The sequence below is a fragment of the Corallococcus sp. BB11-1 genome, assembly GCF_026626625.1.
Classification (GTDB): Bacteria; Myxococcota; Myxococcia; order Myxococcales; family Myxococcaceae; genus Corallococcus; species Corallococcus soli.
Genome location: NZ_JAPNJY010000025.1, coordinates 138,174 through 164,542, shown reverse-complemented (window position 1 = coordinate 164,542; position 26,369 = coordinate 138,174). Strand labels below are relative to the sequence as shown.

Here is a 26,369-nt window from a genome sequence, read left to right as displayed (position 1 = left end):
GTATGGTCCCGCGCGAGAGGGCGCGCACATGGCGAAGGGGCACAACAGGAACCGCGGTTCGGAGGCGGAGCCCGTCGAGGAGACCCGCGTCGCGCCGCTCGACGACCTGGACGAGACGGAAGAGGTCCGCACCGAAACGACCCAGCTGCCTCCTGCGTCGCCCCGGACGTCCGACGCCGGCCCGGAGCTGAAGTCATCCGGGGGGGGCTCCGGGCGCAAGTCGTGGGGCAACCAGACCCGCGTCGCGCCGACCACGGGGGCGGACATCCGGGCGTCGGAGCTCGCCGGGTACGAGAGCCGGATGACGCCGCCCCCCGTACCGGATGAGGACCTGCCGCTGGAGACCCGCGTGTCGGAGCCCCTGGCGCCGCCGCCCCGTGCCCGGGCCCCGGGGGAGGGGAAGGACGCAGGCAGGGGCCATCGTGGCGGTCGCGGTGGCGCGGAACCGGCCCGCGGCGGCGAGTCCGCGCGAGGGGCCGCCGCCGAGCCGGCTCGCGGCAATCCCCGGGAGGAGGGCTTCGGCCTGCCGGAGATCATCCGCGCGGGGCGGGGCGCGGAGCTGGACGGTGCGCCCGAGCTTCCCCGCATCGCCGAACCGCCCCGGCTGGGGCGCGGCCCGGAGGCTCGCGGCGGCAACGACGAGGGCCGTGGCGCGGCCAGGACAGGGCGGCAGGAGGAGCTGATCCTCGCGCCCCTGCCCTCCGCGCAGGCCGCGAGCCGCGCGGGGGAGCCGGAGACGGCCGAGCTGCGCACCATGTTCGCGACCCACTCGGCGCTGCTCGCGGAGCGCCTCAAGGCCGAACTCCAGCACAAGATCTACGGCCGCACCCCGCACCGCGTCCTGCGCGTGGACGAACCCGAGGGCCCCAGCACCGCGGGCGGCAAGCAGGCCCGCCAGGCCATCTCGCTGGTGGACCGCAAGGGGACGGCGCCCGCGGTCGTCGCGGGCTGGGTGGACGTGGCCAAGGGACAGGCCTCGCTGCGCAACCACGAGGCCGTGGCGAAGCGCTACGAGTTCCAGCACGGCACCCCGCTGGAGCTCATCCCCGAGGAATACGACAAGTTCCTCACCGACGTGGAGGAGGTGCTGCGCACGTCCGCCATCCAGGTCCGCCTCCTCGTGCCGGACGAATCCGCGCCCACCCGGGCCATGGTGGGGCAGCCGGTGCCGCGCGCCGCCGCCGTGCCCGTGCGCTGGGTGGTGCTGCTCGTCACCGTGGCGTTCCTGATGGGGCTGGCCGGCGGCGCGCTGTACGGCGGCGGCTGAGGCCTCCTCCCGACGGCGGGCCGCGTCACTGTCCGGTCACCGAAAGGGAGCCTGCGCACCGGGGCGATGGCCGCACTCCGGCCCCCTTCACATGGTTGGTGCCTCCCGCAGGCCCGCGAGCCGGAGGCCCCATGGCGTCGTCCCGTCACCGACCGAAGTCCCGTCTGCGCAAGCTGCTGGGAGGCTTCGTCGTCGCGGTCGCGGAGTCCTTCGCGCCGGAGTCCGTCCTCGCGGCCGGAGCCCCGGAGCGGGATGCCTCCGCGCGTCAGGGCCCAGGACAGCGGCGCGGCTCTTGGAGGCTTGGAATCCGAGGAGTGGAGCCCCGCCCGGGGGAGTGACGGCGGGGTGGGGGGCCCCGTGGTACGGTGCTCGCGTCATTTTTCCGGGGTGGAGCCCACGCGTGCTCGCCCAGGAACCTCGTGAGCCCCACCATGCGCAGAATTTCATTGCTCGCCCTCGTGTGCCTCGTCGTCACCGCGTGTTCGCGCGGAGACAAGGACGCGAAGGATGGCGTCCCGGATGCCGGCCTCGCGTCGGCTTCGTCCCCGAAGACCGGCGGTATCGCCGTCGAACCCCTGCCGGAGCCCCCCGCGCTCCAGATCGATCCTTCGGAGCTCGCGGACCAGGGCCCGCTGAGCGTCGTGGCCGCGCGGCCCCAGGGCAAGGCGAACGGCAACATCCGGCCGACCATCACCTTCACCAAGCCGATGATCGCCCTGGGCACGGTGGCCCAGGAGCGCGGGCTGGCGGCGCCCGCGAAGATTGAGCCCGCGCTGCAGGGCGAGTGGCGCTGGGTGGGCTCCGCGAGCGTGGAGTTCGTGCCCCAGGCGGGCGTGAAGCTGGCGACGCGGTACACGGTGACGGTGCCCGCGGGCCTCAAGGCCATGGACGGCACCACGCTGGATGCGCCCTACACCTTCGAGTTCGAGACGACGCGCCCCGCGCTCCAGTCCGCGCAGCCGGAGGAGGAGTTCCGCTGGCTGCAGCCCGAGCAGGTCTTCACGCTGGTGTTCAACCAGAAGGTGAAGGACCTGCCCCAGCACGCGCGCCTGGAGCAGGCGGGCGGCGCCCCGGTGCCGCTCACGCTGGTGAAGGAGACGGCCTTCGCGGACATGAAGGAAGCGCAGGTGGGCAGCGGCCCGGAGCGCAAGTCACAGGACCGGCGCGTGAAGTACGAGCTGAAGCCCGCGCAGAAGCTGCCCCCCGGCACCCGGTTCACCCTGGTGGTGGACGGGTCGCTGACGGGCGTGGAAGGCCCGCTGGCGATGGAGGAGGCCGTGCGCTACGGCTACGCCACCTACGGCGCGCTCAAGGTGGAGTCCGCGGGTGCGTGCGTGTTCACCTGGGGCGACGAGCCGTGCTCCTACGGCCCGCTGACCCTGCACACGTCGAACGAGCTGGACGTGACCTCCCTCAAGGGCAAGGTGACGCTGGAGCCGAAGGCGGAGATCGACTGGGACCGCGTCCAGACGCAGATGCCGTGGTCGGGCTCGGAGCTGAGGTACCCCTACGTGTCGCTGCCCGGCCGCTTCCGCCCCGGCACCACGTACAAGATCAAGGTGGCCGCGGGCTACAAGGACCTCTTCGGCCAGACGGGCCCCGCCTTCGAGGGCCAGGTGAAGCTGTCGGACGTGGAGCCCTCGTTCGACTCCGGCTCCGACGAGGCGCTGGTGGAGGCCTCGGGTGACGGTTCGCTGCCGCTCATCGTCACCAACGTCCCGGAGGTGGAGGCGGAGCTGTGGTCCCTGTCGCCCTCGCAGCTCGCGCAGATGCTGGCCTCTGGCAACGCGTGGCCGTCCACCGAACCCATCAGGACGACCGTCGACACGACGGCCGCGCGCAACGTGCAGCGCTCGGTGCCGTTCGACCTGCGTCAGGCGTTCAGCGGCGCGAAGACGGGCCTGTTCATCGCGCGGCTGAACGCGCCGGTGCTCAAGCAGCGCTTCCCGCGCCGCATCGTGGGGCAGGTGACGGACCTGGCGGTGCACGCGAAGCTGGGGGCCACCTCCGGCGTGGTGTGGGTGACGTCGCTCGCGACGGGCGCGCCGGTGCCGGACGCGCAGCTCACGCTGTGGGACAAGGAGGGCACGGAGCACTGGGCGGGCAAGACGGACGCCAACGGGCTCGCGAAGGTGCCGGGCCTGTCGGAGCTCATCCGCGTCAAGCGCGAGTCGAGCTGGGAGACGCCGTGGGCCATGGTGTCCGCGCAGAAGGACACGGACGTCGGCGTGACGCTGTCCACGTGGCAGGGGGGCATGTCGCCCGGCGCGTTCTCGCTGATGAGCGCGTGGGACGGCCTCACCCCGGAGGGGCTGGGCTTCGTGTTCGCCGACCGCGGCATCTACCGCCCGGGCGACGAGGTGATGCTCAAGGGCGTGACGCGCTACCGCCGGCTGGGCGTGCTCAAGTCGCCGCCCGCGGGCTCCAAGGCGCAGGTGACGGTGACCAGCTCGCGCGGCGAGAAGGTCTTCCAGGGCGAAGCGGCCATCACGAAGTACGGCACGTTCAGCGCGAACATGAAGCTGGGCGCGGACGCGCCGCTGGGCTTCTACGACGTGGCCGCGACGCTGAAGATCGCCGGTGAGACGGTGAGCTACGGCGGCATGTTCCGCGTGGAGGAGTACCGCGCGCCGCAGTTCCGCGTGGACGTGGCGGTGCCCCAGCAGCACGTGGCGGCGGGCGAGGCGCTCACCGCGCGCGTGGAGGCGCGCTACCTGTTCGGCGGCGCCATGGGCAACTCGCAGGTGCGCTGGAGCGTGGGCCGGGTCAGCTCCTTCTTCACGCCGCCGGGCAACGAGGCGTTCACCTTCGGCGTGAACACCTGGTGGTGGGACGACGAGCAGCCGGAGCACAGCAGTGAGACGTTCGCCACGGGCGACGGCCGCACGGACGCCACGGGCCAACTGGCGCTGGCGCTGGGCACCGCGGAGACGCCGGGCGGCAAGACGTGGGAGTACACGCTGGAGGCGGAGGTGGAGGACGTCAACCGCCAGCGCATCGCCAACCGCAACCTCATCACCGTGCACCCCGCGGACGTGTACGCGGGCCTGCGGATGCTCTCCACGGGCTTCGCGGAGGCCGGCAAGGAGGTGGCCCTGGAGCTGGTGGCGGTGACGCCCGCGGGCCAGCGCCAGGAAGGCATCGCGGTGGACGTGAACGTCAAGCGCCGCGAGTGGAAGTCCATCCGCAAGAAGGGCGACGGCGGCCAGTACTTCACCGTCACGGAGCCTGTGGAGCTGGAGGTGTCGAAGTGCTCGGTGAAGAGCGCGGCCACGCCGCAGACGTGCAGGTTCACCCCGGCCCTGCCCGGCCTGTACGTGCTGGAGGCCGTGGCGACGGACGCGAAGGGCCGCAAGGCGACGACGCGCGACTCGCTCTACGTCACCGGCTCCGGCTGGGTGTCGTGGCAGCGCAACGACACGGATCGCATCGACCTGGTGGCGGACAAGCAGCTCTATGACGTGGGCGACACCGCGAAGATCCTGGTGAAGAGCCCGTACCCGGAGGCGGAGGCGCTGGTGACGGTGGAGCGCGAGGGCGTGCTCAGCGTGCGCCGCGTGAAGCTCAAGGGCAGCGCCACGGCGCTGGACATCCCGCTGGGCGACGGGGCCATCCCCAACGTCTTCGTGGGCGTGGTGCTGGTGCGGGGCCGCGTGGAGTCCGCCAAGGGCATCGAGTCCGGGGACGACCCGGGCCGCCCCGCGGTGCGCGTGGGCTACACCGAGCTGAAGGTGGAGAAGAAGCAGAAGCGCCTGTCGGTGGCGCTGACGCCGGACGCGCAGGACAAGCGGCCGCGCGACAAGGTGACGGTGAACGTCGCGGTGAAGGACGCGGCGGGCAAGGGCGCGAAGTCGGAGGTGACGCTGTGGGCCGTGGACGAAGGCGTGCTGCGCATGACGGGCTACCAGGCGCCGGATCCGGTGGAGCAGCTGTTCCCGCTGCGCGGCCTGTCGGTGCGCATCGGCGAGCCGCTCATCCACCTGGTGCTGCGCAAGCTGTACGGTGAGAAGGGCGCGCGGCCGGGCGGCTCCGGTGGTTCGGACACGTCGGGCTCCGGCTTCCGCTCCAACTTCAAGACGACGGCGGTGTTCCAGTCGGTGGAGACGGACGACCAGGGCCTGGCGAAGGTGGAGTTCACGCTGCCGGACAACCTGACCACCTTCCGCATCATGGCCATCGCGGTGACGGACGCGGACCGCTTCGGCGTGGGGGAGAGCAAGGTGCAGGTGGCCAAGCCGCTGCTGGCGCTGCCGGCGCTGCCCCGCATGGTGCGCGTGGGGGACAAGGCGGAGGCGGGTGTCGTCATCCACACCACGAACCCGGCCATCAAGGAGGCGAAGGTCACCGCGCAGCTCACGGGCGTGCGCGTGGAGGGCCCGGCGGAGAAGACGGTGACGCTGGTGGACGGCAAGGCCCGGGAGGTGCGCTTCACCTTCGTGGCGGAGCAGCCCGGCACCGCGGTCCTGCGCTTCTCCGTGGCGGGTGGCGGGGAGACGGACGGGGTGGAGCAGAAGATCCCCGTGCAGCTCCCGGTGGGCCTGGAGGCGGTGGCCACCTACGGCGACACCACCAGCGAGCGGGTGGAGGGGCTCAAGCCGCCGGGCGGCGTGCGTCCCGGCGTGGGCGGCCTCACGGTGACGATGGCGTCCACGGTGATGGGCGGCTTCGAGGAGTCGATGAACCAGCTGGTGGACTACCCCTACGGCTGCCTGGAGCAGATGTCGTCGCGGCTGGTGCCGTTCGTCGCGCTGCGCGAGCTGTCCGGCAAGTTCGGGGTGGCCTGGACGGGCGGCTCGGAGGAGCAGAAGCAGGAGTTCGTGCGCGGCTTCCTCAGTGACGACGCCATGAAGACGCAGGGCACGTTGGATCCGGACGCGGTGGTGATGGCGACGGTGCGCAAGATCGAAGCGCTCCAGTCCCACGAGGGGGGCTTCCGGTTCTGGGCCTCCAGCGAGTGCTCGTCGCCGTATGCCTCCGCGTACGCGACGCTCGCGCTCGCGCGGGCGAAGGAGGTGGGCTACGCGGTGAACGAGGCAGGGCTCGCCAAGGCGAAGAAGTTCCTGGCGGACAAGGTCGCCGCGGGCGTCTGCACCCCGTGCGGTTCGGGCTGTGCGGCCCCGAACATGGAGACGCGCGTCTTCGCGCTCTACACGCTGGCGCGCACGGGTTCGCCCCGGCCGTCGTACTACAACGAGCTGTTCGAGAAGCGGCAGTCGCTGCCGCTCTTCTCCCAGGCGATGCTGACGGACGCCATCTTCGTGGGGAAGGGCAACCGCGCGCAGGGACAGAGGCTCCTCCAGGAGCTCTTGAACAAGGCGCAGGAGACGGCCGCGGGGGTGCACTTCCAGGAGACGGACGCGAAGACGTACGCGCCGCTCTGGTCGTCGGACACGCGCACCACGGCGCTGGTGCTCCAGACGCTGGTGGGCGTCACGCCGGATCACCCCTACGTGTCGAAGATGGGCCGCTACCTGGCGTCCGCTCGCGAAGGGGATGGCCGGTTCCGCAACACCCAGGAGGCGGCCTTCACGCTGATGGCGCTGTCGGACGTGGTGCGCCGCAAGGAGACGGCCGTGCCGGAGTTCGAGGCGGTGGTGAAGCTGGGCGGGCAGGTGATCGCGTCCGCCGACTTCAAGGGCCGCGACCTGGGCGTGAAGACGGTGCAGGTGCCGGTGGAGAAGCTGGGCACGGCGGACAAGGCGCAGCCGCTGACCTTCGGCGTCAACGGCACGGGCAACCTCTACTACGGGGCGCTCTTGCGCTACGCGCCGGCGGTGATGCCGTTGGATCCGATGGACCGGGGCCTCATCGTCCAGCGCTGGTTCGAGCCGTACGACGGCGGCGGTCAGGCGAAGGCGGCGCGCGCGGGTGAGCTGGTGCGCGTGCGCGTGCGCGTGGCGACGCCCATGCGCCGCCACTTCGTCGTGGTGGACGTGCCGCTGCCCGCGGGCCTGGAGGCGGTGGACACGTCGCTGGCCACCACCGCGAAGCTGCCCGGGCCGGTGGGCTCCGGCGAGGAGGAGGGCCCCGGCGAGGGCTACGACTACGAGAGCGGGGAGGACCTGTCGGAGACGGACGCGCCGGCCAGCCCCTGGGTGACGCGCTTCTGGTCGCCGTTCAACCACACGGAGATGCGGGATGACCGGGTCATTTTCTTCGCGGACGAGCTGCCGCCCGGCGTGCACGTGACGAGCTTCGTCGCCCGGGCCACGACGCCGGGGGACTTCGTGCTCAAGCCCGCGAAGGCGGAGGAGATGTACGCGCCGGAGGTCTTCGGTCGCTCCGAGGGCGGGCGCTTCCCGGTGCTGATGCCCGAAGAGGTCGCGACGAAGTGATGCGGCGCTTCACGCTTCGTGGGATGGCACGCGCCGTGGCGGTGGCCACGGCATTGTTGGTGGTGGGGTGCGTCGGCTTCATCGCCATGCCCCTGCCGGGCGCGTTGCTGTCCCGCGAGGCGCTGTCCTCGCTGGTGATCACCGACCGCACGGGACAGGCCCTGCGCGAGGTGCTCTCCCGCGAGGACGGACGCAGTGTGGGGCTGGCGGGGGGGCGCATCCCCCCGTTGGTCCGCGCGGCCTTCATCGCCGCGGAGGATCAGCGGTTCTCGTGGCATCCGGGCGTGGACGGGGTGGCGGTGGCGCGCGCGGCGCGCGACAACGTGAAGGCGGGGCGCATCGTGTCGGGTGCGTCCACGATTCCGCAGCAGCTGGCGCGCCGCCTGGTGCCGCGCGAGCGTTCGTGGTGGGGCAAGGCGGGCGAGGCGCTGTGGGCGCTGCGGCTCACGGCGCACCTGCCCAAGGACCGGGTGCTGCTGGAGTACCTGGACCGCGTGCCGCTGGGAAACTCCACCTTCGGGGTGGAGGCGGCGGCGCGGCGCTACTTCGGGCGGCCGGCGGAGCGGCTGTCGGCGGGACAGGCGGCGCTGCTCGCGGGCATGGCCCGGTCGCCCGCGCGCAGGGATCCCTTCCGTCGGCCGGACGCGGCGGTGGCGGGCATGCGCGGCGTGCTGGCGCGCATGGTGGAGGAGGGCTTCCTGACGGCGGAGGAGGCGCGGCTGGCGGAGGAGACGCCGTTGGACCTGACGCCGGCCGAGCGCGTCTTCGAGGTGCCGCACCTGACGACGGCGCTGCTCCAGCGGCTGCCGCAGCTGGGGTTGGATGGGGCGACGCGCATCGAGACGACCATCGACCCGGCGCTCCAGGCGGCCGTGGAGAAGGCGATCATCGAGGAGCTGCGGGGCCTGGCGGAGCGCAGGGTGGGGGAGGCGGCGGCCATCGTCCTGGACAACGCGACGGGCGAGGTGCTCGCTTACGTGGGGTCCTCGGACTTCCTGGACGAGGCGAAGGGCGGGCAGAACGACGGCGTGCGGTCGCTGCGGCAACCCGGCTCCGCGCTGAAGCCGTTCGCGTACGGGCTGGCGCTCAGCAAGGGCTTCACGCCGTCCAGCGTGCTGGCGGACGTGGAGGTGCACCTGGCCACGCCGGGCGGGTCGTACGTGCCCAAGAACTATGACCGCCGCGTGCACGGCCCGGTGCGGCTGCGCGCGGCGCTGGCGTCCAGCTACAACATCCCGGCGGTGCGGCTGACGGACGCGCTGGGGCCGGAGCAGGTGCTGCGCGTGCTGCGCGAGGCGGGCTTCGAGAGCCTCACGCAGAGCGCGTCGCACTACGGGGTGGGCATCGTGCTGGGCAATGGCGACGTGACGCTGCGCGAGCTGGCGCGGGCGTACCGGGGGCTGGCGCGGGGCGGGGTGGTGGGGCCGGTGAAGGAGGTCCGCGCGGCGTTCGGTCCGGACGGCGCGCCGCTGCGCATCCCGGTGGAGCTGGAGGAGCACCGGTTCCTGGCGGCCCGGCCGGTGGAGCTGCTCACCGACGTGCTGGCGGACGAGGCCGCGCGGGCGCCGGCCTTCGGGTTGGACAATGCGTTGCGGATGCGGTTCCGGGTGGCGGCGAAGACGGGGACCAGCCGGGCGCACGTGGACAACTGGGCCGCGGGCTTCACCCGGGAGCGCACCGTCGCCGTCTGGGTGGGCAACTTCGACGGCACGCCGATGCGGGGCGTGTCCGGCATCACGGGCGCGGGCCCGGTGTTCGCGCGGGTGATGTCGCTGGCGATGCGGGGGATCCGCGCCGCGCCGCTGGTGGACCGGAGCCGCTTCGAGGCCGCCGCCATCTGCCCGCTGTCCGGCGAGCGCGCCGGGCCGAACTGCCCCGGCGCGCTGAAGGAGGTCTACCTGCCGGGCACGGCGCCCCGGCACGACTGCACGATGCACCGGAGCGATGGCGCGCTGGACGTGGGCCCGGCGTACCTCGCCTGGGCGCAGGCGGAGGGACTGGCCTCCACGTCCGTGGGTGCGCAGGGGCGGCCGGGCAGCCGGGCCGGGTTCATCCTGCCGGCGGACGGGGACGAGTTCCTGGTGGAGCCCGAGCTGCCCGAGAGCGCGCAGGCCGTGCCCGTGCGCGTGATGGCGCCCGCCGGGGCGAAGATGCTGGAGCTGCGCACGGAGGACGGGCGCCGCATCGAACTGCCGCCCCCGTTCGTCACGCGCCTGCCCGCGGTGGCGGGGGAGCGCAGGCTGGAGCTGTGGGCGCCCGGCGGCTCCGAACCGCTGGCGGTGACGCGGTATCGCGTTCGATGAACGCGGTGGGCGTGGCCGTCCTGCTCACCGCGATGGTGGCGGGCACCGCCTCCGGGGGCACGCCCGCGCTCCCACGGCCAGGACGCCCGGTGCCCGGGCCCGGCGCCGCGAAGTCCGAGGAGGCGCGTGGGGCGAGGCCCGCACCGGCCTCCGATGCGAGCGTGGAGGTGCGGCTGCTCTCCAAGCACCGGCCCTCGCGACTGCGCCTGGATGGCCCCCGCTCGCTGGAGGTCGTGGCCTCGCGCGACGTGCTGCTCGTGGACGGACGCGCCGTGCCGCAACCCCTGCGACTGGAGGCCGGACGGTGGAGGGTCCGGGGCCGCGGCCTGGACCGACGCTACGAGGGCTCACTGTCCCTGCGCGCCCGCGAGGGGGAGCTGGGTCTGGTGGCCACGCTTGCGCTGGAGGCCTATGTCGCGGCGGTCACCGCCAGCGAGACGGAGGTCGGCACGCCGTTCGAAGCGCTCCGGGCCCAGGCCATCACCGCCCGCAGCTATGTACTCGCGTCGGGCCGCCGGCACGAGGACGCGCGGGCGTGTGATCTCACCCACTGCCAGGTCCTGCGCGGCGAAGGTCTGGCCCGTCACCTGGACCGCTCCCGCGACGCCGCCCGCTCCACGCAAGGGGTCGTGCTGCGCCTGGCGGATGGCACCATCGCCCTGGCTCCCTTCCACGCGAGCTGCGGCGGGCACACCGCCGGACCCGTGGCCGTGTTCGGCGCTCCGGATCTCACCGGCGCCGCCGCCGTGCCGGATCGCTGCCCAGCTTCGCCCTGGCGCGTCGTCGTGTCCCGGGCGCTCGTGACGGCCGCCGCCACCCAGGCGCTCGGTGGCCCCGCGCAGGCCGTGGACCTGTTGCTGGAGCGGGACGCCAGCGGCACGGTGGTGCGCGTGGTGGACCGCGCTTCGGGGCGCGACGCCCGGGGCGACGCCTTCTTCCGCGCGCTCGGCGCCCGCGCCGGTTGGGATCGCATCCGCAGCGCGCGGTTCTCCCTCGCGTTCGGTGGAGACCAGGTGCTCCTCGAGGGGCAGGGGCACGGGCATGGTGTCGGCCTCTGTCAGGCCGGCGCGTCCCTGCTCGCCCGGCAGGGCCAGACCGCGGAGCAGTTGCTCGCGCACTACTTCCCGCACGCCGTTCCCCTGCGCCCGCGGGACAACTGACCCCGGGGGCCGCAAGGGACCCGGGTTCACAGTTGTTCGCGTGGGGGACGTGCCTTCAGGGGCCGTGCCTTCCGGCTCCCCCGCGAGGGGTTATCAGCACCCTGGGCGCTCCGTATCGATTGCACAGAGCCCTCAGCTCCGCGCCATCCGGCGGGGCGTGGCCTCACGCACCGGCCATCCCGGTGCGGGACCCAACCGGGGAGGCATCACATGGCGTTCAACCTGATCGAAGCGGTCGGCTCACAGTTCATGAAGAAGGGGTTGCTCCAGAAGATCAGCGGGTCCCTGGGAGAGGATCCGCAGGCGACCACCAAGGTGCTGCCGGGCGCCATCGCCGCGGTGGCCGCGGGCGTCGTGGACCAGGGCAGCAACGAGGCGGGGGCGCACCGGCTGCTGTCGAAGCTCAACGAGGGCGGCTTCACCGGACCCGACGCGCCCTCGCGGCCTGAAGGCGCGGGCGAGGGCCTGATGGACGAGGAGGAGCGCGGGAAGGGGATGTTGAACGGGCTTTTCGGCAACAAGCTGAACGGCGTCGCGGACGGCCTCTCGCGCTTCGGCGGGCTGCGCAACTCCGGCTCCGCGATGAAGCTGTTGTCCCTGGCCGCGCCCATGATGATGGGCGTCCTGGGCAAGCAGGTGCGGGATCAGCGCATGGGGGCGTCCGGCCTGATGCAACTGCTGGGCAGCCAGCGCTCCAACATCGCCGCCGTGCTGCCGGCCGGCGTGGGCAGCATCCTGGGCTTCGGGGGCGGCGCGCGCCACGCGGTCGCGGAGGTCATTGAGCCGCACCGTGAAACCGTGACGCACGTGCGGGAGACGCGGGAGACGGCGCCCGTGCGCGAAGCCATCCCCCGTCAGACCCTCAACCGTCCCCCGGAGAAGAAGAAGGGCATCGCCGGGTGGGCCATCCCGCTGGCCCTGCTCGCGCTGGTGGCGCTCGCGTGGGGGGCGTTGCGCGGACGCAGGAACGAACCTGCCCAGGCCCCGCAGGTGACCCGCACCACACCCGCGCCCCGCGTGGAGGAGCGCGTCGCCCAGGCGCCACAGCCCGCGGCACCCACCCCTCGACAGGAGCCGGTGGCGTCGCCTCCAGCCGCGACGCCGCCCGCGGAGCCGACGCCTCCGGCCACGGGTGGCTCCGGCACGGAGGAGCCTCCCGCCACGTCGCAGCAGCCCGTGGAGCCGACCCCGCCGGCCACGGGTGGCTCCGGCACGGAGGAGCCCCCCGCCACGCCGCCCGAGGAGCCGGCCACGGGCGGCTCCGGCACGGAGGGGACGGGCGGTGCGGGCATGGAGAAGGTGCGCGTGAGCGACGCCGCCGGCTTGCGTGAGGCCCTGGAGAGCGACGCCGCGCGCAGCCAGGGCTTCGTGCTGGAAGGCGTGGAGTTCAAGACGGGCTCGGCGCAGCTCACCGCGAAGAGCCAGCAGATGGTGGGCGAGCTGGGCAACGTGCTGAAGGAGGAGGCCGACGCGCGCGTGCGCATCAAGGGCTTCACCGACTCCACGGGCAACGCGGACGCCAACCAGCGCCTGTCCCAGACGCGCGCGGACAGCGTGCGCCAGGCCCTGGTGCGCGACGGCGTGCCTGAGAACCGCATCGAGGCCAGCGGCGAGGGCGACGCGGAGCCCATCGCCCCCAACGACACCCCTGAGGGCCGCGTGCAGAACCGTCGCATCGAAGTGCAGGTGCTCGGTCAGCAGTAGCCAACTCCCCCGGACACGCGGTCCCGGCGGCGTACGGCCTTCCTGCGAAGGCCGTGCGCCGCCGCTTTTCCATCCCCCTGCTCATGGACCGCATCAGGGCAGGCAGGAGGGCAGGGGAGCGCCCCGTGGCTGCCGGCCGGCCCCCTGCGCCGCCCGTCCGGCACGGGCGGGCCCGTCGGGCGTGACTGGCCGCGTCCTGTCCACCGCGTTACATCCCCCCGGGGCACCACTTCTGTCAGGCAGGCGCTAACGCCTCGCGTTAGGGCTTCACGCTTGACCCTGCTTTCACCCACCCTCTAGAAGGCCCGCGACCCATGGCGACTCCCGATCGGTTTCCCCTCCCACAGGTCTCCGAATCCACCCGCAAGCCCGAGTGGTTGAAGGTGCGTCTGCCGCACGGGGAAGGGTACGAGCGGGTCAAGGCCATCGTGAAGCGCACGAAGCTGGCCACGGTGTGCGAGGAGGCCCGCTGCCCGAACATCGCCGAGTGCTGGGGTGGAGGCACGGCGACGGTGATGTTGATGGGCGAGGTGTGCACGCGCGCCTGCCGCTTCTGCCACGTGAAGGTCGGGGCGCCGCCGCCGCTGGATCCGATGGAGCCCATCCATCTGGCGCAGGCGGTGAAGGAGATGAACCTGGAGTACATCGTCGTCACGTCGGTGAACCGCGACGACCGTCCGGACGGGGGCGCCAGCCACTTCGCGTCCGCCATCCGGGAGCTGCGCAAGGAGAGCCCACGCACCCTCGTGGAGGTCCTCATCCCCGACTTCAAGGGGCAGGAGAAGGACCTCGTCACGGTGGCGGAGGCGAAGCCGCACGTGGTGGCGCACAACGTGGAGACGGTGGAGCGCCTGACGCCCTCGGTGCGCGACCGCCGCGCCACCTACCGCCAGTCCCTGCGCGTGCTGGAGTTCCTCAAGCACCGCCCGGAGCGCCTCTACACCAAGACGTCGGTGATGGTGGGCCTGGGCGAAACGGACGAGGAGCTGGAGCGCACCTTCAAGGATCTGCGCGACGTGGGCGTGGACGTGCTCACGCTGGGCCAGTACCTGCAGCCCTCGCAGTACCACCTGCGCGTGGAGCGCTTCGTGACGCCCGCGCAGTTCGACGCATACAAGGCGCTGGCGGAGTCCTTCGGATTCCTCTACGTGGCCTCCGGGCCGCTGGTTCGCTCCAGCTACCGCGCCGCCGAGTTCTTCATGAAGGGTCTGATGGAGCGCGAGCGCGTGGAGCGCCTGGGCTGACCTGAGGCACCCTTCCCCAACACAGAGAGACACACCCCCTCATGGCGACTTTCGAATTCAAGCTCCCGGACCTCGGCGAAGGCGTGATGGAGGGCGAGCTTGTGAAGTGGCACGTCAAGGAGGGCGACCTGGTGAAGGAAGACCAGGTGCTCGCCGAGGTGATGACCGACAAGGCCACCGTCACGGTGCCCAGCCCCCGCGCGGGTCGCGTCGTGAAGACGCACGGCCGTGAAGGGGACATGGCCAAGGTGCACCAACTGCTGGTGACGCTGGAGACCGAAGGGGGCGCCCCCGCGGCGGAGGCCCCGGCCCACGGCGCTCCGGCGGCTGCCCCGGCCGCGGCGGCTCCTGCCCAGGCCCAGGCGGCGTCCCAGGCCCAGGCGACGAAGGTGCTGGCCACGCCCGTCACGCGTCGCATGGCGCGCGAGCATGGCCTGGACCTGGCGGACATCTCCGGCAGCGGCCCGCAGGGTCGGGTGACGAAGGCGGACGTGGTGGCGGCGCTGGAGGGTGGCGGCGCGCCGAAGAAGAACGAGGTGGCGGCCCCCGCGCCGCAGGCCGCGCGTCCGGCGGCGCCGCTGGCGACGGGGCGGGGCGACGAGCGCATCGCGCTGCGTGGGCTGCGCAAGAAGATCGCGGAGAAGATGGTCCGCTCGAAGTTCACGATGCCGCACTTCGCGTTCGTGGAGGAGGTGGACGCCACGGACCTGGTGGCCCTGCGCACGCGGCTCAACAGCCAGCTGGCGGCGGCGGGTGACGGCACCAAGCTCACGTACCTGCCGTTCATCGTGAAGGCGACGATCGCGGCGATGAAGAAGTTCCCGCACCTCAACGCGAACTTCGACGAGGCGTCGCAGGAGCTGGTGGTGCGCGGCGAGTACAACATCGGCATCGCGGTGGCCACGCCGGACGGCCTCACGGTGGCGGTGGTGCGCAACGCGGATCAGCTGACGCTGGGCGAGCTGGCGAAGGAGATCTCCCGCCTGAGCGCCGCCGCGCGCGACCGCAAGCTGAAGATGGAGGAGCTGACGGGCGGCACCTTCACCATCACCTCGCTGGGGCAGAGCGGTGGCCTGTTCGCCACGCCCATCCTCAACCACCCCGAGGTGGGCATCATGGGCGTTCACAAGCTGAAGAAGCGCCCGGCGGTGAAGAACGATCAGGTGGTCATCCGGGACATGATGAACCTGTCGCTGTCCTGCGATCACCGCGTCATCGACGGTGACGTGGCGGCGAGCTTCGTCTACGAGGTCATCAAGTATCTGGAGGCACCGGACCTGCTGTTCCTCGCGATGGCGTGAGGACGCGCGCCGTGGTGCTCGCCCGGCCGCCCTGACTCCGGGGGGCGGTGGGCGCGGGGGGACTTCCGGGAATGAATACCGAGGCGGGCATCCGCGATGGCCGACAATCCCCGTGAGTTGATCCGCGCCGCCCAGGCCGCGGAGCTTCAGGGAGACATGACGCGCGCGGCGGACTGCCTGGAGCAGGCCGCGGCGCTCTACCAGAAGTCCGGGCACACCTCGCGCGCCTCGCAGTTGCAGCGGCAGGCGCGCCAGTTGAAGACCCGGTCGCCGGACGTGAGCCCCGCCTTCGCCGCGATGGCGGGCGGCAAGGACGCCATGGCGTATCGCTCCCTGGCCTCCGTGACCTGGAGCGACGCGGTGTCCGCCGCGTCCAACGAGAAGGCCGAAGGGGCCCCTCACGGTTCGACGGGGGAGGCTGGAGCGCGGCGGCCCACCACCGGGCGCCACGAGGCCGTCGAGCCCGGGAGTCAGCAGCCCACCGGGCGCCACGAAGCCGTCGAGGCGGGAGGCCCGCAGCGGTCCACCGGGCGCCATGAGGCCGTCGAGCCCGGCGGACTGCCGCCCCTGGCCGGGCATGATGAAGCCAATGAATCCGGGGGCCTTCCGTCGCTGGCCGGACGCGTTGAGGCCCTCGGGTCCGGAGGCCTTCCGCCGCTGGCCGGGCGCATTGAAGCCATCGGGTCCGGCCGCCTCACCCCTGCACCCGTGCCGCCCGGGGCGGCGGGGCTGCCCCCCCTCACCGAGCGGATCGCGGCGGTCGTCCTCGAAGGCGCTTCACGTCCGTCCAGTGGCCTGGAGGCGGTCGCCGCCGGGCCCTCCGACCGCGCGGCACCCGCCCAGCTCGCGGAGGCCCTGGGGCACTCCGACGCCGTGCAGGCCCCGGCATCAGCGCGGCCCGACGACGATGACGCCCTCCAACCCGGCGGCCTGCTGAGCCCTCCCGAGGACGACGACGTCATCGTTCCCGGAGGCCTGCTGCGTCCACCGGACGAGGACGAATTCCCCGAAGCCGTCCGGCCCGCGCAGGGTCGCCGCCGCGAGAAGCGCCTCATCGAACGGGGGCCCACCCGGGCGGATCCAGCGCTGGATGCGTGGTGCTCGTTCTGCTGCCGACCCCGTGGAGAGGTGGGCGACCTGGTGGCGGGCCCCGCGGGCGCGTTCATCTGCAAGGGCTGCCTGGGCGAATCCCAGGGGCTCCTGGGCGACGTCGTTCCCCGGGCCCCCATGCGCAAGCCCGTGGAGGACGCGACCGCCGGGGGCGTGGAGATGGTGGGCCACGACGACGTGCGGACCCTGTTGGAGCGCACGCTCCAGGCCGGGGCGCGCTGCCTGCTGCTCGTGGGGCCGGAGGGCTGCGGCAAGAGCGTCTTCTTCCAGGCGGTGCAGCGGCGGGGCCAGGGGGCGCTCACGTCGGTGGAGGCCCTGGAGTCCGCCCCGGGCGCGGACGTCCTGCTGGTGGAGGACGTGGACCGCCTGGAGTCCGGGGCGCAGGCCGCGCTGGTCACCTTCCTCGTGAACCACCCGGAGCGCGCGGTGGTGATGAGCGCGCGGGGCGCGGTGGCGTCCCTGGGCCTGTGGGTGCGGGGGGAGGGCGGCAGCCTGCCGGTGCCCACCACCGCGGGCCTCATGGACGCGGTGCAGGGCTCCGTCCCGGTGGCGCTGCTGGAGCGCGTGCAGGTGCTGCTGCCGGTGCGCCGTCCGACGGTGCCGGAGCTGGTGGAGGTGGCCCGGCGTTCGCTGGCCCTGCGCCGGCCGGCGGTGTCTCTGTCGGAGGAGGTGCTGGGCGCCTTCGCGGCGGAGGCGGTCCGCTCGCCCCGAGCCGGCCATGAGCTGCGCGCCCTGCTGTCGCGCGTCTACGCGGGCTCCTGGAGCCTGGAGGCCGCGCAGACGCCCGCGCCGACCCCCTCCCACAACAGCCGGGGAGGCCGGAAGGGGACGCCATGAACACGCTCACCGTCTTCCGCCTGGGCCGGGTGGAGTACGAGGACGGGCTGAAGCTGATGCACCTGTTCGGCGAGGCCCGCATGCAGGGGCTCGTCGGGGACACGCTGCTGCTGCTGGAGCACCCGCCCGTCCTCACGCTGGGCCGGGCCGCGAAGCGCGAGAACATCACCGCCACCGACGCGCGCCTCCTGGAGGAGGGCGTGGAGGTCTTCGACACCAACCGGGGCGGCGACGTCACCTACCACGGGCCGGGACAGGTGGTGGGCTACCCCATCCTCCTGCTGCCGCCGGAGCGCCAGGACGTGCGCCGCTACGTGCGCGACGTGGAGCGCGGCCTCATCCAGACGCTCGCGGGCTTCGGCCTCACCGCCGCGCCCATTCCCAGGTGGCCCGGCGTGTGGATGGGGCAGGAGGGGTCGCCGGACGCGCGGAAGATCGGCGCCATTGGCGTGCACCTGTCGCGCTGGCTCACCACGCACGGCTTCGCGCTCAACGTGAACACCCGGCTGGAGCACTTCCAGCTCATCGTCCCGTGCGGCATCCGCGAGGCGGGCGTCACGTCCATGCAGCGCGAGCTGGGCCACGCCGTGTCGGTGCCGGACGTGGAGGAGGCGCTCGCCCGCGAGTTCAGCCAGGTCTTCGACGCCCGGCGCGTGGACGGCGCGGTGTCCCTGCGCACGGTGAGCGTCGCGGTGGTGAAGGGGCAGGGCCCGGAGGCGCGCGTGCTGCTGCTCAAGCGGACGCCGGAGCGCGGCGGCTTCTGGCAGACCGTGACGGGCCGCCTGGAGCCGGGCGAGTCCCCCGCCGAGGCCGCGCGCCGCGAGGTGGCGGAGGAGACGGGCCTCACCGTGGAGCCCGTGGACCTGAGTTACCGCCACGCGTTCGCGCTGGGGGACGCGCTGCCGCCGAAGCTGGTGGAGGAGAGCGGCTTCGCGGTGCACGTCGCGTCGGGCGCCCCGGTGCATCTGGGCCCGGAGCACGACGCGTTCGAGTGGGTGGACGTGCCCACCGCCTTGCAGCGGCTGCCCTTCCGGGGCCTGCGCGAGACGGTGGCGCGGGCCCTGGAAGCGCGGCGCCCGACTACAGCTTGAGCACCATCGCCTCCTTCGCGGCGATGGCCTCCGGGCGCTGCTTGCGCACCTGACGCACCAGCTTGTCCATGGCCGCGTCATCGCGACCCGGATCATGGTGGAAGAGCACCAGCTGCTTCACGTCGCTGGCGTTGGCCGCGCGCACGGCGGCCTCCCAGGTGGAGTGGCCCCAGCCCGTGCGGCCCCGGTACTCGTCCTCCGTGTACATGGAGTCGTAGATGAGCGCGTCCGCGCCGCGCGCGAAGTCGAACAGGCCCTCGTCCAGCGCGGTGCCGTGCTCCACGTCCGTGGCGTACACCAGCGAGCGCCCGCCGAAGTCCACGCGGTAGCCCACGTTGCCGCCAGGGTGGTTCAGCTCCAGCGTGCGCACCGTCGCCTCGCCCACCGGGATGTCCTTGCCCACGATGACGTCCCGGTACTCCAGGCGCGTGCGGAACACGTCCTCCGCCGTCACCGGGAAGTAGGGGTGCACCATCTGCCCGGCCAGTATCTGCTTCAGCGACTTCCCATCACGCGGCGACCCATGGAGCGTCACGTCGTTCGCGGGCGAGAACATCGGCGCGAAGAACGGCAGGCCCTGCAGGTGGTCGTAGTGGTAGTGCGAGATGAAGATGTGGGCCTTGATGGGCTTGCGCGTCGCCGCCAGCGCATCCCCCAGGCCGCGCGCTCCCGAGCCCAGGTCGAAGATGAGCAGCTCGTCGCCACAGCGGACCTCCACGCACGGCGTGTTGCCACCGTAGCGCTTCGTCTGCGGGCCGGGCGCGGGGATGGAACCGCGCACCCCCCAGAACCGCACCTCGAAGCGCGCGGTGCTCCGCCGGACCGGGCGCTTAGCCGGCCTTGGCTTCGGTGTCGTCGTCCTCCGCGAAGAGCTCAATCAGGTGCCCCGTACGCTCACGCTTCGTCTTCAAATAGTCGACGTTATGCGGATTGTGCTCGGTCCGGGAAGGGATTCGGCGTCGAACCGCCACTCCCTCCTCCACAAGCCCGGCGATCTTCAGCGGATTGTTGGTGATCAGGTCCACCGACTGCACCCCCAGCGAGCGCAGCATCTCCGCCGCCACGTCGTAGGAGCGCAAATCGTCCGCGAAGCCGAGCTGCCGGTTGGCCTCGTAGGTGTCCAGTCCCTTGGACTGGAGGGCATAGGCCTTGATCTTGTTGCCCAGGCCGATGCCCCGGCCCTCCTGGCGCAGGTACAGCACCACGCCCAGGCCGTTCTGGGTGACGAAGTCCAGCGCCCGGTCCAACTGCTCACGGCAGTCGCACTTGAGGCTGCCGAAGACTTCGCTCGTCAGGCACTCGGAGTGGATGCGCACCGGCACCCCGTCCAGCCCTTCGGGTTCCCCCACCACCAGCGCCACGTGCTCCCGCCCGTTGCGCTTGTCGCGAAAGACGATGGTCTTCAGCACGCCACGGGCCGTGGGCACGTCCGCCTCCGAATACCGCTCCAGATGCTGGGTCGGCTTTCGGGTTGGCAGGACCTGGGGTGGGCGAGTGTCGGACATGGTGGGTCTTCTCCCAGTGGAGGAGCGTTTCTTCTCGCTCCGCCGGATGCAAGTCAAGGCGGCACCCCCCGGGGGTGAGGCAACACCCGCACGGAGTAGATGCTGTTCCGGGTTTCAGCGTTCCTCAGGCGACCCACGACAGGGGGAGCAGCTCGACATGGGAACCATCAGTCAGGCTGCTGCTCTCCCGGGGGAAGTGGAGCAGGTGGGTGGCCGCGGACGCTGAACGCAGGACACCCGACGTTTGCGTCCCCAGGGGCTTCGCCCACAGCTCGCCTGCCCGCCAGGTCGCCGTGACGCGGACGAAGTGGGCAAGGCCCGGGTGCTTCGTCAAGCGGCCTTCCAGGCGCCCGGACACCCGCGGGGGCTCCACGTCCTCCAGACCCAGGAGCCGGCGCAGGGCGGGGCGCACGAAGAGCTCGAAGGTCACGAGCGACGACGTCGGGTTTCCGGGCAGCCCGAAGAAGAGCGTCGGGCCCCGCTGGCCCACCACCAGCGGCTTGCCGGGCTTGATGGCCACGCGCCAGAAGTGCTGCTCCACGCCCAGGGCCTCCAGGGCGGCCTTCACGAAGTCATGGTCGCCCACGGACACGCCCGCGCTGGTGAGGACCACGTCGAAGCCGTCCGTGCGCGCCAGGGCCTCCTGCACGGCCTCCTGCGTGTCCCGGGCGATGCCCAGCATCGTGGGCAGGCCCCCCGCGCGCCGCACCGCCAGGGCCAGCGCCGGCGCGTTGGTGTCCACGATGCGGCCTTCGGGGGGGTCGTCCGCCCGGCACAGCTCGTCGCCGGTGGACAGCACCGCCACGCGCGGCCGCCGGGGCACCGGCACGGACGTCACCCCCTGCGCCCACAGGAGCCCCAGCTCCGGGATGCCCAGCGGGGTGCCGCGCCTGGCCAGCACGTCGCCCTCGCGCGCGTCCTCGCCCCGGGGCCGGATGAAGTTTCCCGGCGCGACGGCCTCCAGGATCTCCACCGTGTCGGCGCCAGCGATGGCGCGGGTGCGCTCGCGCATCACCACCGCGTCCGCGCCCTGGGGAAGCGGGGCCCCGGTCATGATCCGCGCGCAGGTGCCGGGGGTGAGCTCGCGGACCGGAAGTCTTCCAGCGAACACTGTCTCCCCGACGGCGAGCCGCACGGGCAGCGGGCCGCGGAGGTCCTCGGCGCGCACCGCGTAGCCGTCCATCGCGGAGTTGTCCCAGGGGGGCAGGGTGCGGCGGGCCAGGACGTCCTCGGCCAGCGCGCGGCCCAGGGCTTCGTCTCCGGAAACCCACTCGGTGGGCAGCGGCGCGCAGCGCTCGAGGATCCGCGCGCGGGCCTCCTCCACCGGCAGCAATGCGGGGACGTCGCTCATGGGGCTGATCTATAACGGCGAAGGGGCCTTCCAAGGACGTTTTCGCAACCAAAGTCCGAGGGAAAATCAAGTGTTAGTTTGACAGCCCAACTGATCACCGTTACAAGCAACCGTGATCGCGAGGCTCGCGTCCAACAGCAGGGGCGTCCCGCCAACCCGTTGATAGCACACGGGAATTTTCAAGGAGACAGCGTCGATGGCCAAGCCCAGGTCCGGGGCGAAGAAGCCGACTCCCGCTGCAAAAACCGGTGCGAAGCCTGCCGCGAAGAAGGACAACGCGTCCCGGCTGGATCTGATCCGGAACGCCTCGAAGAAGGTGGCGACGGCCGCGACGAAGGTCGTCAAGGCGGTTGCTGAAGGGGCGAAGGGGAAGGTCGCGGCGGCGAAGAAGGCGGCGGCGGAGAAGCCCGAGAAGGCCTCTTCAGCGGCCAAGGGAAAGGCGGCGGCCAAGGCGGCTGCGCCAGCTCCCGCCACCGCCAAGGGCGCCAAGGCCGCTGCGCCTCCTCCCGCGAAGGCCGCGCCCGCCGCGGCCGGGAAGAAGGCGACGGGCAAGGCCGGGTCCAAGACCCAGCCGGCCGTCCCCTCCGGCCCCCCCGTGGAGAAGCCGCGTCCGCGCGCCACCAAGCTGCCGCCCGTGGGCGAGCCGCTCACGAAGCGCGAGATGGAGCAGCTGCTGACCGCCGGCGAGGGCCGCGGCGTGATGGGAGAGGGCAGCCTCAAGGGCCGGCTCATCCTCAGCGGCGAGCTGCCCCACCTGGTGGTCGTGGGCCGCGACAAGCGCGAGCTGACGTTCCTGCTCCAGGGGCCTGATCAGGAGGTCCTCCCGGCCTACGTGGACCACAAGGTCTCCGTGAGCGGGATGATCCGCAAGACGACGAACCACAGCGGCGTGGTGGACGTGCGCAAGTACTCCGCCAAGAAGCCGGAGGTGGAGGAGCCCACACCGCCGCCCTCGGATTCGGAGCCGAAGCTGCGCTACCTGTCGCCCGGCGAGGTCTCCATGGCCGTCGCCGCCGGCATGGGCGCGGGCATCAAGGGCTTCGCCAGCATCCGGGGCAACCTGGAGATGATGGGCGACGACTTCGTGCTCGTCGTGTCCAACGGTGGCACGCGCCAGCAGGTGTCGTTCGCCATCGAAGGCAAGGCGGCGGTCAAGAGCCTGCGCAAGCACGTGGGGCAGACGCTCCAGGTGACGGGCGTGGTGGACAAGTCGTCCGGCTGGGGCGGTCGCATCACCGCGGAGAACGTGGAGCCGCGTCCGTCCGAGGCCCGCTCGGTGTCGCGCGACGAGATGGAGCTTGTGCACATCGAGGGCGAGGTGCCCACGTCCGTGGACGTGAAGCTCAACCACGGCCTCACGGTGCGCCTGCAGGAGCAGCCCGGCGCGTTCTGGGCCATTGAACCGACGCTGGCCAAGCGCGTGGGCCTGCGCGAAGCCAACTTCGAGCCGGGTCCCAACGGCAGCCCGGCCACCCGCGAGTTCTTCTTCACGCCGCGCAACCCCGGCAGCTTCGAGATGGAGTTCTTCCTCGCCAAGGCGTTCACGCCGGGCGTGGTGGAGCGCTCCTTCAAGATCAACGTCACGGTCAGACCCTGAGGGTCTGGCCGCACGGGCCCTCCCTGGACCGCAAGGTCCGCTGGGGAGGGCGAATGGGGCCCGGGGGGTTCCCGCCCGCACCCTTCGGGCTTACCCGTTCCCTGAGCGGCCTTGCCGCACCCCTCCCGTGAGCCTTTCCCAAGAACACATCCGACAGCTCCTCGCCGAGGCCGACCACCCGTTGGGCGTGAAGGAACTCCTGCGCCTCGGGGGGCTCCATCCCGGCCAGCAGACCGAACTCAAGCGCGCCCTGCGTGAGCTGGTGCGAGCCGGCGTCATCCTCAAGGACGGCAAGCGCTTCCGCCTGGAGGGGCCCCGCCGGCCCGCTGCCCCGGAGGCCGACGCGGAACCCCGCCGTCCGGCGGCAGCGCCGCCCACGCGCAAGCGCGGCCCCGTGCCGGGCAGCGGGCGCGAGGAGCGCCGGCCCGCCTTCCGCGACGTGTCCCCCAGCGGCTTCTCCCGGGGGGCGGACGACTTCCGGCGCCGCCAGCAGCGTGGCGACCGGGGCAGGGACGAGCGCTTCGCGGACTCCAACGAGCCCACGATGGAGGGCATCCTCCACGTCCACAGGGACGGCTTCGGCTTCGTGCACCCGGTGTCCGGCGAGGGCGAGAACGTCTTCCTGCCGCCGCAGGAGGCCCAGCGGGCGCTCGACAACGACCGGGTCCTCGTGGAGGTGGCGGGCAAGCCGGGACGCTTCGAGGGGCGGCTGCTGAAGGTCATCAACCGCCGGCGCGAGCTGGCGGTGGGCACGTACGTGGAGCAGGGCCGGCACTCACTGGTGACGCCCAACGACACGAGCCTGCCGGGGCCCATCCGGGTCCCCGCGACGCAGATGGCGCGCGATGGCGACCTGGTGAAGGTGCGCCTGGGCGTGGGCGCGGATCTGCTGGAGCCGGGGCAGGGCCTCTTCGGTGAGGTGGCCGGCTCACTGGGCCGGCCGGGCGAGCCGAGCGCGGAGGTGCTGGGGTCGGCCTTCTCGCAGGGCTTCTCCGACGAGTTCCCTCCCGAGGTGATGGACGAGGCGGATGCGTTCGCCGTGCGCGTCACCGAGGCCGAGGCGACGGCGGAGAACCGCCGCGATCTGCGCTCGCTGCCGTTGATCACCATCGACGGCGAGGACGCGCGCGACTTCGACGACGCGGTGTACGCGGAGCCCCGCGCCGACGGCTGGCGCCTGGTGGTGGCCATCGCGGACGTGTCCCACTACGTGAAGGAGCGCAGCGCGCTGGACGCGGAGGCCCTCAACCGCGCCACGTCGGTGTACCTGCCGGACCGTGTGCTGCCCATGCTGCCGGAGCGGCTGAGCAACGGCATCTGTTCGCTGCGTCCGGACGAGGACCGGCTGTGCATGGTGGCGGACATGACGTTCGACCGTCAGGGCACGCGGCGCTCGTCGGAGCTGTACCCGGCGGTGATGCGCAGCGTGGCGCGCTGCACGTACAACGAGGTGCAGGACGTCCTGGAGGGCCAGGACGTGCCGCACCGCAACGCCTTCAAGCCGCAGTTCGAGCAGCTGATGGCGCTGGCGCGCGCGCTGATGGGCATGCGCAAGGCGCGAGGCGCCATCGACTTCGACGTGCCCGAGCACAAGGTGGTGCTCGGGCCGGACGGCCTGCCCCTGCGCATGGAGAAGCGCGAGCGCAAGGACAGCCACCGGCTCATCGAGGAGTGCATGCTCGCCGCCAACGAGGCGGTGGCCACGTACTTCCAGGACGAGGGCCTGCCCTCGGTGTACCGGTTCCACGGCGAGCCGGATCCGGAGAAGCTGGCCGCGTTCGCGACGCTGGCGGAGGCGTACGGCTTCCACCTGGACGTGGATGACGGCGTGTCGTCGAAGGAGCTGGACGCGTTCATCACGCAGCTGCACGGCCACCCGGAGCAGCGGGCGCTCAACCAGTTGCTGCTGCGCTCGATGATGCAGGCCATCTACACCGCGACGCGGGTGGGCCACTACGGGCTCGCGGCGGAGAACTACCTGCACTTCACGTCGCCCATCCGGCGGTATCCGGACCTGCTGGTGCACCGCATCCTCAAGGCGGTGTGGGCGCGCAAGGGCAAGCGGCCGTCGGAAGCGCAGCTGGAGCGCGAGGAGGAGCGGCTGGAGGGCATGGCCCAGCAGTGCTCGGAGCGCGAGCGCGCGGCCATGACGGTGGAGCGCGAGGTGGTGTCGTTCTACGCGGCGCTCCTGATGAAGGACCGCGTGGGCGAGGAGTTCGACGCGACGGTGGCGGGCATCGCCGAGTTCGGCTTCTTCGTGGAGCTGGACACGGAGCACGTCGAGGGCCTGGTCAAGGCGGAGACGCTGGGGCCGGGGTCCAAGCTGGACAAGCGCGTGCACTCGCTCGTGTATCCGAACGGGCGGCGCGTGCGCGTGGGACAGAAGCTGCGCGTGCGCCTGCTGTCCGCGAGCACCGTGTCGCGGAAGATCGACTTCGAGGCGCTCCAGTTCGAAGGTGAGTCGCCGCTCGCGCGCGCCGAGGCCGCGCCGCCGACGTCGCGACGCCGCGAGTACGTAAGCGAAGCGCCTCCGCGCCATGGGGGCAGGGCCGGCCGTGGCGAGCGCGAGGCCTTCAAGGCGGGCCGCAAGCCCTGGGAGAAGGCCCCTCCGGCGGAAGCGCCCGTGGGTCGCAAGCCCTGGGAGAAGGCCGCCCCGTCGGACACGCTGCTGGAGCGCAAGCCGTGGGAGAAGCCCTCCTCGGCGAAGGCTCCAGCGGGCCGCAAGCCGTGGGAGAAGGCTGCACCGGGAGAGGCTCCAGCGGGCCGCAAGCCGTGGGAGAAGGCTGCTCCTGGGGATGAAGCCTCGGGCCGCAAGCCCAGGGCGGATGCCGCCTCATGGGACGTGTCGGCGGAGCAGACGCCCTTTGGCGTCCGGACGTGGGAGCCGCCCACGGACGAGGACGTCGCCTCGGAAGAGGCCGCGTTCCTGACCGGCTACGACGATGCCACGCGCGCTGCATCCACGGACGAAGCCACCCCCGAGGAAACCTCCAAGCCCCGCCCGCGTGGCCGCTTCAGCCGCGAAGGTCGCCGCGAGGAGGCCGCACCGGCTCGGGCTGGCTCTCGCTTCTCGCGCGCCCGGTCCGAGGACGTCGCGCCCGAGGCGCGCGCACCGAAGGCGGAGCCGGCCACCCCGACGAAGGGCAAGCGTCGCCTGTTCCGCCCCGCGGAGCCGGTGCTCCCGACGCCCGATGTCGGTGACGCACCGTCCGACGACGCGCCGGAGGTGAAGGCACCGCGTGAGGACTTCACGCCGCCGGGGCCCGCCTTCGACGCCGACGGCTTCGGTGAGGACGCGCCGGCCGTGTCGCCGCACCCGGGCTTCGACCGGATCCGCGCCCTGGCCGCGCAGCGGGGCCTGCTGTCCGAGTCTCCGGCTCCGGGCCGTGGAAGCACCGCGAAGAAGGGCCGCAAGCCAGCGACGCAATCGCGCGCGAAGCCCGCGAAGAAGTCCCCGGCGGGGAAGAAGAAGCCCGGCGGGAAGAAGGGCGCGAGCCCGAAGCCGGGGCGCGGTGCTCCTGGCAAGCGCAAGCGCTGAAACGACGGGCCGGGACGCTCCCGGCC

The 26,369-nt window shown here is 72.4% G+C and carries 14 protein-coding genes; 11 read left to right on the top strand and 3 right to left on the bottom strand.

Annotated elements, in window-relative coordinates; genetic code table 11:
* The first annotated feature begins 28 nt into the window (after window positions 1-28).
* The 9 genes from OV207_RS20565 to lipB all read left to right on the top strand — a co-directional run bounded on the left by OV207_RS20565 (window position 29) and on the right by lipB (window position 18,352).
* Entirely contained in the window at window positions 29-1,267 is a 1,239-nt protein-coding gene (locus OV207_RS20565) for a hypothetical protein (protein ID WP_267556818.1), read from the top strand.
* Between the two features lie 431 nt (window positions 1,268-1,698).
* Entirely contained in the window at window positions 1,699-7,602 is a 5,904-nt protein-coding gene (locus OV207_RS20560) for an Ig-like domain-containing alpha-2-macroglobulin family protein (protein WP_267556817.1), read from the top strand.
* 23 nt (window positions 7,603-7,625) lie between these two features.
* Window positions 7,626-9,905 (top strand): penicillin-binding protein 1C, encoded by a 2,280-nt coding sequence (locus OV207_RS20555; RefSeq protein ID WP_267556816.1) that lies wholly within the window; start codon window positions 7,626-7,628, stop codon window positions 9,903-9,905.
* Window positions 9,906-9,916: 11 nt separating this feature from the next.
* Complete coding sequence (locus tag OV207_RS20550) at window positions 9,917-11,065, top strand: SpoIID/LytB domain-containing protein (protein WP_267556815.1); 1,149 nt, start codon at window positions 9,917-9,919, stop codon at window positions 11,063-11,065.
* 210 nt (window positions 11,066-11,275) lie between these two features.
* Window positions 11,276-12,769, top strand: coding sequence for an OmpA family protein (locus OV207_RS20545; protein WP_267556813.1), 1,494 nt, complete (start codon window positions 11,276-11,278; stop codon window positions 12,767-12,769).
* A gap of 314 nt (window positions 12,770-13,083) precedes the next feature.
* Window positions 13,084-14,013, top strand: coding sequence for a lipoyl synthase (gene lipA, locus OV207_RS20540; RefSeq protein ID WP_193348550.1), 930 nt, complete (start codon window positions 13,084-13,086; stop codon window positions 14,011-14,013).
* 41 nt (window positions 14,014-14,054) lie between these two features.
* A complete protein-coding gene (locus tag OV207_RS20535) occupies window positions 14,055-15,314 on the top strand; it encodes a dihydrolipoamide acetyltransferase family protein (RefSeq protein ID WP_267556812.1) in 1,260 nt (419 codons plus the stop codon).
* A gap of 96 nt (window positions 15,315-15,410) precedes the next feature.
* Window positions 15,411-17,261: a ClpX C4-type zinc finger protein gene (locus OV207_RS20530; protein WP_267556811.1), complete on the top strand. Its 1,851-nt coding sequence runs from the start codon at window positions 15,411-15,413 to the stop codon at window positions 17,259-17,261.
* Window positions 17,258-18,352 carry a lipoyl(octanoyl) transferase LipB gene (gene lipB, locus OV207_RS20525; RefSeq protein WP_267556809.1) on the top strand — a complete coding sequence of 365 codons (1,095 nt, stop codon included), beginning with the start codon at window positions 17,258-17,260 and terminating at the stop codon, window positions 18,350-18,352. Before OV207_RS20530 ends, lipB begins: the two co-directional genes overlap by 4 nt.
* On the opposite strand, the gene OV207_RS20520 is transcribed toward lipB, so the two are convergent.
* The 3 genes from OV207_RS20520 to glp form a co-directional block, all read right to left on the bottom strand.
* Window positions 18,342-19,133, bottom strand: a complete 792-nt coding sequence (locus tag OV207_RS20520) for an MBL fold metallo-hydrolase (RefSeq protein ID WP_324291549.1) — start codon at window positions 19,131-19,133, stop codon at window positions 18,342-18,344. The genes lipB and OV207_RS20520 overlap by 11 nt on opposite strands.
* 49 nt (window positions 19,134-19,182) lie before the next feature.
* On the bottom strand, window positions 19,183-19,857 hold the full coding sequence (ribA, locus tag OV207_RS20515) for a GTP cyclohydrolase II (protein WP_193348554.1): 675 nt from the start codon (window positions 19,855-19,857) through the stop codon (window positions 19,183-19,185).
* Between the two features lie 124 nt (window positions 19,858-19,981).
* Window positions 19,982-21,208, bottom strand: coding sequence for a gephyrin-like molybdotransferase Glp (glp, locus tag OV207_RS20510; RefSeq protein WP_267556808.1), 1,227 nt, complete (start codon window positions 21,206-21,208; stop codon window positions 19,982-19,984).
* Window positions 21,209-21,404: 196 nt separating this feature from the next.
* Here glp and OV207_RS20505 point away from each other — a divergent pair, with 196 nt between their 5' ends.
* A complete protein-coding gene (locus OV207_RS20505) occupies window positions 21,405-22,805 on the top strand; it encodes a protease inhibitor I42 family protein (RefSeq protein WP_193348556.1) in 1,401 nt (466 codons plus the stop codon).
* Window positions 22,806-22,932: 127 nt separating this feature from the next.
* Complete coding sequence (gene rnr, locus OV207_RS20500) at window positions 22,933-26,343, top strand: ribonuclease R (protein WP_267556806.1); 3,411 nt, start codon at window positions 22,933-22,935, stop codon at window positions 26,341-26,343.
* The last annotated feature ends 26 nt before the right edge of the window (window positions 26,344-26,369 follow it).